The sequence below is a fragment of the Arthrobacter sp. 05T410 genome, assembly GCF_056396505.1.
In genome coordinates this window covers 402,988-416,167 of the sequence record NZ_JBFTLP010000002.1, presented here as the reverse complement: position 1 = coordinate 416,167, position 13,180 = coordinate 402,988, and the positions used below count along the sequence as shown (strand labels likewise).

General features: G+C 67.4%; 14 protein-coding genes. 3 read left to right on the top strand and 11 right to left on the bottom strand.

Annotation, left to right across the window (positions count from 1 at the left end; all coding sequences use genetic code 11):
* Positions 1-137 precede the first annotated feature (137 nt).
* Complete coding sequence (locus AC1DFR_RS04330; protein WP_223913990.1) at positions 138-374, bottom strand: DUF3046 domain-containing protein; 237 nt, start codon at positions 372-374, stop codon at positions 138-140.
* Between the two features lie 41 nt (positions 375-415).
* Between AC1DFR_RS04330 and AC1DFR_RS04325 the strand changes: the two genes are divergently transcribed.
* Positions 416-925, top strand: coding sequence for a MarR family winged helix-turn-helix transcriptional regulator (locus AC1DFR_RS04325; RefSeq protein WP_223913991.1), 510 nt, complete (start codon positions 416-418; stop codon positions 923-925).
* A gap of 99 nt (positions 926-1,024) precedes the next feature.
* Here AC1DFR_RS04325 and AC1DFR_RS04320 read toward each other — a convergent pair whose 3' ends face one another.
* The 8 genes from AC1DFR_RS04320 to AC1DFR_RS04285 all read right to left on the bottom strand — a co-directional run bounded on the left by AC1DFR_RS04320 (position 1,025) and on the right by AC1DFR_RS04285 (position 10,080).
* A complete protein-coding gene (locus tag AC1DFR_RS04320) occupies positions 1,025-1,477 on the bottom strand; it encodes a helix-turn-helix domain-containing protein (RefSeq protein WP_018774460.1) in 453 nt (150 codons plus the stop codon).
* 139 nt (positions 1,478-1,616) lie between these two features.
* Positions 1,617-2,159 carry a CinA family protein gene (locus tag AC1DFR_RS04315; protein ID WP_476856427.1) on the bottom strand — a complete coding sequence of 181 codons (543 nt, stop codon included), beginning with the start codon at positions 2,157-2,159 and terminating at the stop codon, positions 1,617-1,619.
* A complete protein-coding gene (pgsA, locus tag AC1DFR_RS04310) occupies positions 2,156-2,794 on the bottom strand; it encodes a CDP-diacylglycerol--glycerol-3-phosphate 3-phosphatidyltransferase (RefSeq protein WP_476849453.1) in 639 nt (212 codons plus the stop codon). Before pgsA ends, AC1DFR_RS04315 begins: the two co-directional genes overlap by 4 nt.
* 21 nt (positions 2,795-2,815) lie before the next feature.
* Positions 2,816-5,791, bottom strand: coding sequence for an FtsK/SpoIIIE family DNA translocase (locus AC1DFR_RS04305; protein ID WP_476872801.1), 2,976 nt, complete (start codon positions 5,789-5,791; stop codon positions 2,816-2,818).
* Positions 5,792-6,086: 295 nt separating this feature from the next.
* Complete coding sequence (locus AC1DFR_RS04300; RefSeq protein ID WP_476849451.1) at positions 6,087-7,778, bottom strand: ribonuclease J; 1,692 nt, start codon at positions 7,776-7,778, stop codon at positions 6,087-6,089.
* Between the two features lie 60 nt (positions 7,779-7,838).
* Positions 7,839-8,747 carry a 4-hydroxy-tetrahydrodipicolinate synthase gene (dapA, locus tag AC1DFR_RS04295; RefSeq protein WP_223913994.1) on the bottom strand — a complete coding sequence of 303 codons (909 nt, stop codon included), beginning with the start codon at positions 8,745-8,747 and terminating at the stop codon, positions 7,839-7,841.
* 103 nt (positions 8,748-8,850) lie between these two features.
* Complete coding sequence (locus AC1DFR_RS04290) at positions 8,851-9,615, bottom strand: carbon-nitrogen hydrolase family protein (RefSeq protein ID WP_476872800.1); 765 nt, start codon at positions 9,613-9,615, stop codon at positions 8,851-8,853.
* A gap of 9 nt (positions 9,616-9,624) precedes the next feature.
* Positions 9,625-10,080, bottom strand: a complete 456-nt coding sequence (locus AC1DFR_RS04285) for a hypothetical protein (RefSeq protein WP_476872799.1) — start codon at positions 10,078-10,080, stop codon at positions 9,625-9,627.
* Positions 10,081-10,195: 115 nt separating this feature from the next.
* On the opposite strand from AC1DFR_RS04285, the gene AC1DFR_RS04280 reads away from it, so the two are divergent.
* On the top strand, positions 10,196-11,449 hold the full coding sequence (locus AC1DFR_RS04280; RefSeq protein ID WP_476872798.1) for a heparan-alpha-glucosaminide N-acetyltransferase domain-containing protein: 1,254 nt from the start codon (positions 10,196-10,198) through the stop codon (positions 11,447-11,449).
* 68 nt (positions 11,450-11,517) lie between these two features.
* On the opposite strand, the gene AC1DFR_RS04275 is transcribed toward AC1DFR_RS04280, so the two are convergent.
* Both AC1DFR_RS04275 and dapB read right to left on the bottom strand, forming a co-directional pair.
* Complete coding sequence (locus tag AC1DFR_RS04275; protein ID WP_223913998.1) at positions 11,518-12,000, bottom strand: hypothetical protein; 483 nt, start codon at positions 11,998-12,000, stop codon at positions 11,518-11,520.
* A gap of 5 nt (positions 12,001-12,005) precedes the next feature.
* Positions 12,006-12,764 (bottom strand): 4-hydroxy-tetrahydrodipicolinate reductase, encoded by a 759-nt coding sequence (gene dapB, locus AC1DFR_RS04270; RefSeq protein ID WP_476872797.1) that lies wholly within the window; start codon positions 12,762-12,764, stop codon positions 12,006-12,008.
* Between the two features lie 206 nt (positions 12,765-12,970).
* On the opposite strand from dapB, the gene AC1DFR_RS04265 reads away from it, so the two are divergent.
* Positions 12,971-13,174 carry a helix-turn-helix domain-containing protein gene (locus AC1DFR_RS04265; RefSeq protein WP_223914000.1) on the top strand — a complete coding sequence of 68 codons (204 nt, stop codon included), beginning with the start codon at positions 12,971-12,973 and terminating at the stop codon, positions 13,172-13,174.
* Positions 13,175-13,180 lie beyond the last annotated feature (6 nt).

The following is a 13,180-nucleotide window of genomic DNA, read 5'->3' as shown; positions in this document are numbered from 1 at the left end:
AAAGTTGTCGGGAGAACCACTTATGTGGAAAACGGTCTGAACAAAAGCATATCGCTATCCGAACAGATATTCGAACAAGCGGACGGCGTGTCAGGCGTCAGCGGAGCTCGGCTGGCGTCAGCGCGACGACGCAGGCGTCAGCGGGGCCCGGTGGTGTCACGGGGTTTGACGTCGCGGCCCAGGCGGCGTTCCGGCGGAACGTCCTGGACGTCGCACATGGCAAGCCACACCTGGCGCGGCGGAACGCCGGCGCTGAGCGCCTGGTCCGCGGTGCGGCCTCCGACCCCGGCCAGGACCAGCGAACTGCTCAGGACGCGGGAGTATCCCGCGCCGAACTCGTCGTCCATAAGCCGCCAAAAGTCACTGATTCGCACGAGTAAAGTCTCTCACGGCCGGGGACTCTAGAATGGTTGCCATGAGCAACCCAACTGAGTCCGCGGGCGATCCCGCTCCCGATACCGCCGGCGCGGACGCCGCCCTGGACGCCGTCGAGAACCAGCTGAGTCTGCTCTGGCGCCGGGGCCGGTCGATTTCCCACCAGCTCTCGCGCCAGGTCCACCCGGACATGGAACCCGCCGCCTACGGCCTGCTCAGCGTGATCCGCCAGCAGGGCCCCATCCGGCTGACCGACCTAGCCTCCTGCATCGGCGTCGGCAAGCCATCGGTGAGCCGGCAGATCGCCTTCCTCGAGGGCCTCGGGCTGGTGTCGAAGGAGGCTGACCCGCTGGACGGCCGGGCGCAGGCCATCCGGCTGACGTCCGAAGGCGAGGAAAGGATGCACCAGGTCCAGGACGCACGGCGTGAGGTGTTCCGGGAACGCCTGGCGGAATGGCCGGCCGAGGATCTGCAGGCTTTGGCCATGTACATGGCCAAGCTCAATGCCACCTACGAGCGCGACGGTTTCCCCCGGGACGAGCCCGCCTGACTCCCCCACCGGGAACCCTGGTCACCGAAACACGACAAAGGACCTCCGGCCTGGGCCGGAGGTCCTCTTTTGTGTCTTAGGTCTTAGGTGAGCTGGCTGCTAGCGCGCCCCGGAAAGGAGGCCCTTGGCCAGCTCGTCGGAGAGATCGGAGTTCAGTTCCCGGTCGAGGTCGCGGCCATAGCGCTGCGCGAACTCCTGGGGAACGGTGTCCGGAACCGCGACGCCCTCGGCGACCGCGACGCGGTCGCTGACTTCGCGGAGCATGCTCGAAAGCGGAACATCGAGGGCCGAGCAGATCGAGGAGAGCAACTCCGAGGAGGCTTCCTTCTGGCCGCGTTCCACTTCGCTCAGGTAGCCCAGGGAAACGCGGGCACTGTGCGAGACTTCGCGGAGCGTACGGCCCTGGCGCTGGCGGACATCGCGCAGGACATCACCGATTTCGTGACGTAGTACAACCATCTTGCGCTCCTTCTGTTCGCTCTTGGCCTGATCGGCGAGGCCCACATCCTTCCAGCGGACAACGCCGTTTACGGATACGGGCTGCTTTACCATCTGTATCGCCTTGCTCCTCGTACTGTCGAGTCCGCCGGTGGGGGCGGACTCTGCTGATGTTTTCATCCTAGGCGCCTCCCTCATTTGGAAGCGACACAATGTAACAACTATTCGGAATCAACTTTTGTTCCCGGCAACTTTACGCCCGGTAGCCTTCGGAAGATAGGGCCTCCAGCAGACGTTCCAGCGCGGCGCCGCAGGCAAGTGCGCGGATCTCGGCGCGGCTGCCGTCAAAGGAATAGGGGTACGACGTCGATCCTTCCGCCGTGGCGATGCCGACAAAGACCGTGCCCACCGCTTTGCCGTCGTGCGGTTCGGGACCGGCCACGCCGGTAGTGGACACGCCGATATCGGCGCCGCAGATGCGGCGCGCCCCGTCGGCCATGGCTGCGGCTACCTGGCCGTCCACGGAGCCGACGGCGTCGAGCAGCTCAGCGGGGACGCCGAGGACGTCGGACTTGACCCTGTTGGCATAGGACACCACGCCGCCCTGCAGCATCCCGGAGGCGCCGGGCGTGTCGGCCAGCACGGCGGTGACCATCCCGGCGGTGAGGGATTCGGCGGTGGCGGCGGTCAGGCCGCGGCCGAGGGCGCCGGTGACGGCCTGCTCAGCCAGGCGGTGCAGATTGGGATGCAGATTGGGGTGCAGGTTCGGGTGAGGAACGGGGTCCGGCTGGTTCATGGCTTGTTCTCCCTTGAACGTTGTTTCTCTGCCTTGATGCCGGCGGCCCGCAGTTTGAGCGCCTCAATGACGTATTCGCCGCCGGTCCACAGGGTGATGGCCAGGGCGGCCATCATCACGATGAACGCCACAACGCCCAGCCACGGGGCGAGGGATGCCAACGGAAGGACGTAGAGGAAGATGGCCGCCGTCTGCACCACCGTCTTGAGCTTGCCGCCGCGCGAGGCCGGGATAACGCCGTAGCGGATGACGAAGAAACGCAGGGCGGTGATGCCCCACTCCCGGACCAGGATCAGGATGGTGACCCACCAGGGCAGTTCCTGGAGCAAGGAGAGCATGACCAGCGCGGAACCGATCAGGAGCTTGTCGGCGATCGGGTCGGCAATCTTGCCAAAATCGGTGACGAGGCCGCGGGACCGGGCGATGTCGCCGTCGAGCTTGTCCGTGTAGATGGCCACCGCGAAAACGAAGGCGGCCGCCCAGCGCCAGACGCCGTTCTGGGCCTGCAGCCCCGGCGCGTCGAGGAGGAGGAACCAGACGAAGAACGGCACCAGCACTATCCGCAGCATCGTGAGGACATTCGGCAGGTTCCAGATCTGCGAGGCGGATCCGGCGTTGGCTTCGGCGCTATTCACCTTCTTAGGCTACCGTCTGCGCTACCGGCCGGTGAGCGACCAGGCGTCCTCTGAGCCGTCCTCGTCGCCGGAACCGCCGTCGGCGCCGTCGTGGTAGTCGATCGCCTGGGTGCGGTTCTCCAGGTCCGCCGCCACGAGGTCCTCGGCGTAACCGCCCTGGGCGATGTTCGCGTTGGCGTTATCGCTCAGCGCCGCGGTCTGCGAGTCGGCGGACACCGGACCGTCCTGTCCCTTCATCGCGGCCAGCACTGCGGCGAGGTCATCGGGCTTGACCAGCACGTCGCGCGCCTTGGAACCTTCGGAGGGCCCCACCACTCCCCTGGACTCGAGCAGGTCCATGAGACGGCCGGCCTTCGCGAAGCCGACGCGGAGCTTGCGCTGGAGCATCGAGGTGGAGCCGAACTGGGTGGTGACCACGAGCTCGGTTGCCTGGAGCAGGACCTCGAGATCGTCCCCGATGTCGTCATCGATCTGCTTCTTCTGCGCCTCGGGCGCAACGTCGTCGCGGTAGACGGCCTTGAGCTGGCCCTTGACGTGCTCGACGACCTTGTGGATCTCGGACTCGGTGACCCAGGCACCCTGGACACGCATGGCCTTCGAGGCCCCCATCGGCAGGAACAAAGCATCGCCCTGGCCGATGAGTTTCTCGGCGCCCGGCTGGTCCAGGACCACCCGGGAGTCGGTGACAGAGGAGGTGGCGAAGGCCATGCGGGAGGGCACGTTCGCCTTGATCAGGCCGGTCACGACGTCGACCGACGGGCGCTGGGTGGCCAGGACCAGGTGGATGCCGGCCGCACGGGCCAGCTGCGTGATGCGGACAATCGAGTCTTCGACGTCGCGCGGGGCCACCATCATGAGGTCGGCAAGTTCGTCCACGATGACCAGCAGGTATGGGTACGGCTTGATGACGCGCTTGGAATCCACCGGCGGGTGGACCTTGCCGGCCCGGACAGCCTTGTTGAAGTCATCGATGTGCTTGAAGCCGTAATTGGCGAGGTCGTCATAGCGGGCATCCATTTCCCGGACCACCCACTGCAGGGCCTCGGCCGCCTTTTTCGGGTTGGTGATGATCGGGGTGATGAGGTGCGGGACCCCCTCGTAGGCGGTGAGTTCCACGCGCTTGGGGTCCACCATGACCATCCGGACCTCGTCCGGGGTGGCCCGCATCAGGATCGAGGTGATCATCGAGTTCACGAACGAGGACTTACCGGCACCGGTGGCGCCGGCCACGAGCAGGTGCGGCATCTTGGCCAGGTTGGCCACGACGTACCCGCCCTCGACGTCCTTGCCGACCCCCATGACCATGGGGTGGTCGGTGCGACGGGCGTTCTGGCTGCGGAGCACGTCGCCCAGGGACACGGTTTCGCGGTCCGTGTTGGGGATTTCGATGCCGATGGCCGACTTGCCCGGGATGGGGCTCAGGATGCGCACATCCGAGCTGGCCACGGCATAGGAGATGTTCTTGGACAAGGCGGTGACCCGTTCCACCTTGGTGCCCGGGGACAGTTCGATTTCGTAGCGGGTCACGGTGGGGCCGCGGCTGAAGCCGGTGACCTGCGCCTCCACGTTGAACTGGTTGAGGGTCTCGGTGAGCGAGGCGACAATCGCGTCGTTGGCCTCGGTGCGTTCCTTGGGGATGGAACCGGGTGTCAGCACGTCCGACGCCGGCAGGGTGTAAGTGACGTCGCCGGCCAGGGAAAGCTGCTCGGTGCGCTGCGGAATGGGGGTGGGCAGCGGTGCGGGCGCGACCGGGTTGGAGGGGACCTTGGCGGCCGCAGCGGCGGCATTGAGCGATCCCGCGGCCACCATCCCCGGAGTGACCAGCGGGATGGCCTCGGTGGCGTCGCCGCTGGACTCCGCCGCAGCGCCGGCTGATCCTGCCGTCCCGAGCCCCTGGGCGGCTTTGATCTTTTCGACGGCGATCTCGGCCTGGGTGGGACGGCGGACGCCGGGCGCGACATCGGGCGCGGCGTCGGCTGCGACGCCAGAGCGCGCCTTGCCCCTCGTGCCCTTGGCCGGAGGTGCGTCCGCTGCTTCGTCATCTGCGATGAGGGCGCGTTCGAAGGCCTCGTCGCCGACGTAGCCTTCCAGGCCGGACTCGTCGTCGTGGTCCTTGCCGAAGAGGCGCTTGCGCTTCTTCCTGGGCGGGGCCGGCGCGTCGTTCTCGTAAAGGTAGCTGCGGTCGTGGCGGTCGCCGCCGTCGTCGTCCTGCAGGTCGATGCCCATCAGGTGCTCGTAGGCGTCGCGCAGGCGGCCCGGGATCGCGCCGAAGGGCGTGGCGGTGACGATCAGCAGCGAGGTGAAGGCCAGCAGGCCGTAGACCGCGACGGGGACGGCGGTGTGCACGGCGGCGAGCGGGGCGGCGGCGAGGTAGCCAAGCATGCCGCCGGCCCGGCGCAGGCCGTCGAAGCCGTCGGCGACGGTCGGCTGGCCGCCAATAATGTGGGCCAGCCCGGAACCGGCGAACGTCATGATGAGGAAACCGATGCCGACCCGGTTGTTGCCGCGGCCGTCGTCGGGCTGGCGGAACAGGCGGAAGGCGCACACGAACAGCATGAGCGGCAGCAGCAGGGCCATCCAGCCGAACGTGCCGTTGACGATCGCAAACACGAGGTCAGGGAGCCAGCCCTGGAACCCCCACCACGCGAAGGTGGCAACGAAGACTCCCAGGGCCAGGTTGAACAGGGCGGCGCCGTCGCGGCGCTCCTCGGGGGCGAGGTCGCTGACGTCGTGGCCGACCCGCCGGATGCCGGCGCCGATCACGTGGGCGATGCCCAGCCAGGCACCGGCCAGCACCCTCACCACCCAGGGCTGGTGCGGCTCAACAACGGCCGACTGCCGGGTCCGCGCGGTGGCTGTGTTTCTACCTGCGGTCCCACTTGCGGCTCCCCGCGGCCGGGCGGATTTGGATGCGGCGGGACGGGACCCCCGGCCGGGAGAACTGCCTGATTTGCCGCTTGAGTTTCCTCTAGGCGCGGAAGAAGTACGAGTCGCCATACTCGCCACGGTACCGGATGCCGGACCGAAAACCCCGAATTTCCGGGCGTCCGGGATCATGTTGCCGCCACCACCAACGGGAACGGCCTCCCCCGCTTCCCGCGGCGCTTAGGCTGCGGGATGGCGGGGAAGGCCGTTGACCAGGCATGCGCCAGGTGCGAGTGAAGGACTTACGCCCGGTGAACCACCTGAGGCTTACGCCCGGCGAACCAACTGAGGCTTACGCCCGGTGAACCACCTGAGGCTTACGCCCAGTGAACCACCTGAGGCTTACGCCCGGCGAACCAACTGAGGCCTACGCCTCAAGGACCACCGGGATGATCATGGGCTTGCGGCGGAGCTTGCGGTTGACCCACGTGCCGACGACCCGGCGGACGACCTGCTGCAGCTGGTGCGTCGTGTGGTCCGTGCGGTTCAGCACGGCTTCTTCGAGGGCCTCATTGATCTTGGGGATGATCTCGTCAAAGACGGAATCGTCCTCGGCCACGCCGCGGGCGTGGATTTCCGGCCCGGACACCACCTTGCCGGTGGCACGGTGGATGACCGTGATGATGGAGATGAAGCCCTCATCGCCGAGGGTCTGACGGTCCTTGAGGTCTGCTTCGGTGACCTCGCCGACGCTGGAGCCGTCGACGTAGACGAAGCCAACCTCGACCTGGCCCACGATGTCGGCCTGGTGGTCGCGAAGATCGATCACTGTGCCGTTGTCCGCGAGCAGGATGCTTTCCTCCGGCACTCCGGATTCGAGGGCGATCTTGCCGTTGGCGATGAGGTGGCGGGTTTCGCCGTGCACCGGCATGGCGTTGAGCGGCTCAAGGATGTTGTAGCAGTACAGCAGCTCGCCGGCGGCAGCGTGGCCGGAGACGTGCACCTTGGCGTTGCCCTTGTGGATGACGTCGGCGCCGAGCTTCAGCAGGCCGTTGATGATGCGGAAGACGGCGTTTTCGTTGCCCGGGATCAGGCTGGACGCGAGGATGACGGTGTCCCCCTCGCCGACGACGACGCGGTGGTCGCCGTTGGCCATGCGGGACAGGGCGGCCATGGGCTCACCCTGGGAGCCGGTGGACATCAGCACAACCCGGTTGTCCGGCAGGTTGTCGATGTTCTTGATGTCGACCAGGATCCCGGCCGGGACCTCCAGGTAGCCCAGTTTCGCGGCGATGGCCATGTTCCGGACCATGGAGCGGCCCACGAAGGCAACCTTGCGGTTGTGGTTGGCGGCGGCGTCGAGAACCTGCTGGACGCGGTGCACGTGCGAGGAGAAGGAGGCGACGATGATGCGCTTGGAGGCCTGCCCGAACAGCCGGTCCAGGGTGGGTCCGATTTCCTTCTCGGCGGTGGTGAACCCCGGGACGTCGGCGTTGGTCGAATCCGACATGAACAGGTCCACGCCTTCTTCGCCCAGCTTGGCGAAGTGCCGGAGGTCGGTGATGCGGCCATCCAGCGGCAGCTGGTCCATCTTGAAGTCACCGGTGTGCAGGACGGTGCCGCCCGAGGTGCGGAGGAACACGGCCAGGGCGTCCGGGATGGAGTGGTTGACGGCGATGAACTCGCATTCGAAGGGCCCGTACTTCTCGACCTGGCCCTCGACGACGATCTTCGTGTTCGGCTTGATCCGGTGTTCCTGCAGCTTGGCCTCGATGAGGGCCAGTGTCAGCTGTGAACCGACGATGGGGATGTCGGCGCGCAGGCGCAGGAGGTAGGGGACGGCGCCGATGTGGTCTTCGTGACCGTGGGTCAGGACTACCGCGACGATGTCCTGGAGACGGTTCTCGATGTAGGAGAAGTCCGGCAGGATGAGGTCGACGCCGGGCTGGGTCTCCTCGGGGAAGAGGACGCCGCAGTCAACGATGAGGAGCTTGCCATCGATCTCGAAAACGGTCATGTTTCGACCGATTTCCCCGATTCCGCCGAGCGGTACGATCCGCAGGGTGTTCTTCGGGAGGCGGGGCGGCGTGACAAGGCCGGGAAGGGCGGTTTGGGTCATAGTGCACTACTTTCCAGGCTGAAGCCGGGCTGGTTCTTAACCATCAGGATTGGCTCCCGATCAGGAAAAGACCATCCCCGCTTCCGCCAAATCCTCGCGGATGGTTGCGATCTCGGCCTCGCCCGGCTCCACGAGGGGCAAACGGACAACCGAGTTGGGCAGGACTCCCTGCCACTTAAGAACCTGCTTGGCAGCGACAGCACCCTGAATGTGGGTCATCACTGCGCGGACCACGGGGTCCAGTTCGAAATGTAGGGTGCGGGCGGTAGCAAAATCGCCTGCAAGTGCGGCATCGATCAGCGCACGGAATTGCCGCGTCGCGACGTGCGCGGAGACGCTGACCAGCCCGACGGCACCGGCGGCCATCCACGGCAGCGTGAGGCCGTCGTCGCCGGAGTAGACATCAAGATCGGTGTTCGCCAGGACGCGCGTGAGGGCGTTGAAGTCGGCCTTGGCATCCTTGAGGGCGACGATCCTGGGGTGGTCGGCGAGCCGGATCATGGTCTCGGGCAGGATGGGCACGCCGGCGCGGCCGGGGATGTCGTAGACCATGACGGGGAGGTCGGCGGCGTCGGCCACGGCCTCGACGTGCGCCTGGATACCGGCCTGGCTGGGCTTGTTGTAATACGGCGTGACGATCAGCTGGCCGTGGGCTCCGGCCTTGGCGGCGCGCTTGGCCATCTCGATCGAGTGCGAGGTGTGGTTGGTCCCGGTTCCGGCGATGACCTTGGCGCGGTCGCCCACGGCCTCGACGATGACGCGGAAGAGCTTCTCTTTTTCGTCGTCCTCGAGCGTGGAGGTCTCCCCCGTGGTGCCGGAGATCACGAGGGCGTCATTGCCGTCGTCTACGAGCTTGCTCGCCAGTTCCGCCGACTGCCGGTAGTCGACCTCACCGTCCGATGTGAAAGGCGTGACCATGGCAGTCACGAGGGTCCCGAACGTGTAAGAGCGAATATCAGAGTCAGCCATATGAAAAACGTTACCTTGTCTGCGGCATGTTAGGACAATGGCGGCGGTGTGACGAACGTCAAACTCGGCGGCCGTGCGTCACGTTTCGGCGGCCCGGCCGGACTCAGGGCCGCCGAAACCGCGCCAGCACACTGTATTGGAGGCTCGCGGTCAGCACCTCGGTGCCGGAGCCGGCCGCCTGCCGGAGCGGGAGCCCGTCAGGACCCCAGAACCCGCTCAGGCCACACGAAGGGCCGAGCGGCGTGGCGCCCGCCAGGTTCGCCAGGACGGAGAACATCCGGTTGTCCATGGCCCGGGCGCCGAGATGCAGTGCCAGCCGGTGGTCTTCGCCGGCCGTGTAGAGGGCCGAGACGGCATAGATGTCCGCCCCGGCGTCCGCGGCCCATTCCGCATGGCCGGGGCGGGCTGCGTCGAAGCAGATCGCCAGGGCGACCTTCCAGCCGTCGATCTCCAGGACCGCTGGATTCCTGCCGGCCACGAAGAGATCCTGCTCCGGTCCGTGCAGGTGCGTTTTGAAGCTGGTCTCGATGGAGCCTGTTGGATGGACCGCGAGGGCGGCCAGCCGCGGCGTACCGTCCGCGTCTTTGAACGCGGCACCGACCACGGCGGTTATTCCGGTGCGCCGGCAGATTTCCCGGATGCCGTCCAGCCGCCGGTCAGCCGCGCTCAGCCACTCCCCGGGTCCGTCCAGCAGGTCCAGCCGGTATCCCGTCAGCGAGAGTTCGGGAAAGATGACAAGCCGGGCTCCGTGCGACTCGGCGTCTTCGATCAGCCGGATGTGCTCGGGCACGTTGGCGGCAACGCCACCATCCAGGGCCTGGTATTGGACGGCGGACAGCGTCAGCGCGGTGATTGAGCCAGTGGTCACCCTGCCATCCTATGCACCCCGTCTTTCGCCGGAGGGAGCCGAAGGTGCCGAGCAGTAACGCCCGACGGCGGTTTCGCGAAGGGCCTCTGCCCAGGCGGCTAGACGCTGGGCCGCCCGCACGTAGTCGAACAGTTCGGTTGGAGTGAGGGCGTCGAGGTCCGTCTCGGCCAGCCGCCGGGCCAGCTCAGCTCCCGGCGGCACCGCGGCCAGCGCCGCACCTTCCTTCCCCCACTGAACGTCCTCGGCCGGCTCCCCGGCGACCAAGCGCCGGAAGAGGAAGTCCACGACGCCCGGGCTCATGGCCTTGAGGACGCCGGCCGCCGCCTCGCCACCGCTCGTCCGTCCGCCAGGCGTCGCGCTGTTCAGTTGCGGGCCCGACGGATCCGGGCCCGGAAATTGTCGGCTTGTGGATTCCCGGCCGGTGAATTCGGGCTTCAGGAAGGCTGGCTCTGGGGCGTCGTTCATGCGCCCATCGTATTCGAACATATATTCGAATACAAGGGATGCCCGGAGAAGGACCGGGGCTGCGGGCAGGCCGAAGATGAGACGGTCACCGGGCCGATCGTGAGACGATCAGATGATGACGGCGCGCGGAATGACTACGGCTTCCCGGACCGTCCGGGGCACTCCCCCCGGCGTCCGGCTGGCCGGCATCGACGCCGCGCGCGGCCTGGCCCTGCTGGCCATGATGGCCACCCACGTGCTGGCAACCTTTGAGCCGGACCCGCAGCTCACGCCCACCTGGATCGGCCTGGCGTTTTCCGGACGGGCAGCCGCGCTGTTCGCCGTGCTGGCCGGAGTCGGGCTCGCCTTGTCCACGGGGAAACAGCAGCCGCTTGAGGGCGCCGAACTGCGGGGTGCCCGCAGAGGCATCGCCTTGCGGGCGCTCGTAATCGGTGCCGTCGGGCTCTCCCTGGGCGGGCTGGAAGTCAACATCGCGATAATTCTGGTTCACTACGCCCTGCTGTTCCTGTGCGTGCTGCCCTTTGTCGGGCTTGGGCTGAAACGCCTGGCCGCACTCGCGGTCCTCTGGATACTGGCTGCCCCCGCCCTGGCCTACCTCCTGCGGCCGTGGCTGCTGTCCGCCGATCCGCCCCTGCGCCTGGGGCACAACCCAAGCTGGGAGGATCTGGCCACCCCGGCCAGGCTGCTGGGCGACCTCTTTCTCACGGGCTACTACCCTGTCCTGCAGTGGATCGCTTATCTCCTGATAGGGCTGGCGATCGGCCGGATGGCGCTGTGGAAAGCGGCCGTGCCGTTCCTGCTCGTTGCTGCCGGCACGGTGGTGGCCGTCATGTCCAAGTGGCTGGGGACGCTCATGCTGGAGGACTGGGGCGGCAGGCAGGCCCTTCAGGCGCACATCGGCGATCCCGCCTACCCGCTGGAGAGCCTGCTGCAGGTCAACCTGGCCGGCATCGACCAGTCAGGCTCAGTGTGGTGGCTGGCCACGAGTGCACCGCACTCCGGCACCACGCTGGATCTGTTGCACACCTCGGGGGCCGCTGCCGCCGTGATCGGCCTGTGCCTGCTGCTGGGCCGGCTGGGCGACTGGCTGGAACTGGATCTGCTGCTGCCGCTGCGCGGAGCCGGGGCCATGACGTTGAGCCTCTACACGGCTCACCTGTGCATCATGGCCGCCCTGCACGACCAGCCCTTGATGCCGGGCTGGACCGTGGAGGGTGTGTATTTCGCGCAGGCTGTCGGGATGCTGGTGGCCGGCGGAGTCTTCGCGGCCATGGCGTGGCGCGGGCCGCTGGAGTGGGCGACCCATGCGGCCAGCCAGGCGGGCCGGCACCAGCCGGCCCAAGTCCGCCGGCCTCGGCGCGTACGCTAAGTTCCGCCGCCGGGTCGTGCACTAAGTTCCGCCGCCGGGCCCGGCGCGGCCCGGCAAACGGTGTCCGGCTAGTTCTTCTGCTCCCCGGCGCGGAACATTCGCACGGCGTCGCGCATTGAGGCGCGGGCGCGCTTGCGGTCGCCGGCAGCATCGTACGCACAGCTGAGCCGGAACCAGGAACGCCAGTCCTCGGGGGCAGCTTCGGCCTCAGCGCGGTACTTCTCAAATTCGGCGTCGGCGGCTTCGCGGATGATCCGGCCGGCGGGCGTGCGCGGCAGAGTGTCCTCCGGCAGGCCCCCCTCGGCTTCGAGGATCTTTGCCAACCGCTCAGTGCGGGCACCAAACAGCAGTTCCCGGATCAGGGCCCAGGCCCCGATGACCGGCAGCACCAGGTAGGCGACGCCGATCGCCTTCGCCACGAGGCTGGGGTCGGACATCAGGAGCACGGAACGTTGAAGGGACACCACCAGGTAAAACACGAGCAGCAGGGTGACGGCCCCCACCCAGATCTTGGTGCGGTTCGCTTTCAGGGCTGTCAAGGCAGCGGACATCTGACTCAGAGTCCCAGGTCCAGGTAGCCGTCGAGTCCCACGGTGAGACCGGGGTGAGCGGCGACGCTGCGGATCCCCAGCAGCACCCCGGGCATGAAGGACGCACGGTCGAAGGAGTCGTGGCGGATGGTCAGCTGCTCCCCCGGCCCGCCCAGCAGGACCTCCTGGTGCGCGACAAGACCGGCCAGCCGGACACTGTGGACCCGGATGCCGTCGACGTCGGTGCCGCGGGCACCGGCGAGTTCCGAGGTGGTGGCGTCCGGGCTGGACGGCACGCCAGCCTCGGTGCGCTCGGCCGAGATCAGCTGTGCCGTGCGCACGGCCGTGCCGGAGGGCGCGTCGACCTTGTCCGGGTGGTGAAGCTCAATAATTTCAACGGATTCGAAGTACTTGGACGCCTTGGCGGCGAAGGCGGAGGCCAGGACGGAGCCGAGGGCGAAGTTCGGGGCGATCAGGACGCCGACGCCGGGCCGGTTGGCGAGGAGTTCTTCCAGCCCCGCGAGCCGGCCGGCATCCCAGCCGGTGGTGCCGACCACGGCGTGCATGCCGTGCTCGACGGCGAAGCGAACGTTCGCCTCGGTGCTTTCGGGGACGGTCAGGTCCACCACGACCTGCGCGCCGGAGCTGACAAGGGAGTCGAGGGGGTCGTTGCGGCCAAGGGCCGCGACGAGCGTCAGGTCCGCGGCGGCGTCGATGGCCTTCACGGCCTCTGCGCCCATGCGCCCGCTGGCGCCCAGCACGGCGACGGAGAGTTGTTCGGTCATGCCATCAACCCTACCGCCGGGGCCGCTGCGTTCCGGAACCGGCGGCGCTTGGTTACAGGGCCGCCGCCGGGGGCGACAGCCTGACGGCCACGCGGCGTGAGCAACGTTCCGCAAGGCCCGGCCCGCCGGCTCGATGGGTCACACGCCGACCCAGGCCTGTCAGGCTGGATTGACGCCCTTATGCCTGTCAATCTAAACTGACAGGCATGGAGACTGATGACCTGTCCGCGCATATTCATTCACTCGACCCCGCCGTCGGCCTGCGGGCGGTCGGAGCCCTCCATCGCCTGGCAGAACAGGTCGAGGCAGCGCAGGTCAGAGCTGCCCGACAGCGGGGATGGACCTGGGAGCAGATCGGCGACGCCCTGGGCGTCTCGCGGCAGTCCGTCCACGCAAAATACCGAGAGTGAGATCAA

Excerpts from the sequence above, each read along its gene's own strand:
- AC1DFR_RS04265 (WP_223914000.1), top strand. The coding sequence starts at position 12,971 with ATGGAGACTGATGACCTGTCCGCGCATATTCATTCACTCGACCCCGCC.
- AC1DFR_RS04280 (WP_476872798.1), top strand. The coding sequence starts at position 10,196 with ATGACGGCGCGCGGAATGACTACGGCTTCCCGGACCGTCCGGGGCACT.
- AC1DFR_RS04275 (WP_223913998.1), bottom strand. The coding sequence starts at position 12,000 with ATGTCCGCTGCCTTGACAGCCCTGAAAGCGAACCGCACCAAGATCTGG.
- AC1DFR_RS04300 (WP_476849451.1), bottom strand. The coding sequence starts at position 7,778 with ATGACCCAAACCGCCCTTCCCGGCCTTGTCACGCCGCCCCGCCTCCCG.
- AC1DFR_RS04320 (WP_018774460.1), bottom strand. The coding sequence starts at position 1,477 with ATGGTAAAGCAGCCCGTATCCGTAAACGGCGTTGTCCGCTGGAAGGAT.
- AC1DFR_RS04305 (WP_476872801.1), bottom strand. The coding sequence starts at position 5,791 with ATGGCGACTCGTACTTCTTCCGCGCCTAGAGGAAACTCAAGCGGCAAA.
- AC1DFR_RS04285 (WP_476872799.1), bottom strand. The coding sequence starts at position 10,080 with ATGAACGACGCCCCAGAGCCAGCCTTCCTGAAGCCCGAATTCACCGGC.
- AC1DFR_RS04325 (WP_223913991.1), top strand. The coding sequence starts at position 416 with ATGAGCAACCCAACTGAGTCCGCGGGCGATCCCGCTCCCGATACCGCC.
- dapB (WP_476872797.1), bottom strand. The coding sequence starts at position 12,764 with ATGACCGAACAACTCTCCGTCGCCGTGCTGGGCGCCAGCGGGCGCATG.
- dapA (WP_223913994.1), bottom strand. The coding sequence starts at position 8,747 with ATGGCTGACTCTGATATTCGCTCTTACACGTTCGGGACCCTCGTGACT.
- AC1DFR_RS04315 (WP_476856427.1), bottom strand. The coding sequence starts at position 2,159 with ATGAACCAGCCGGACCCCGTTCCTCACCCGAACCTGCACCCCAATCTG.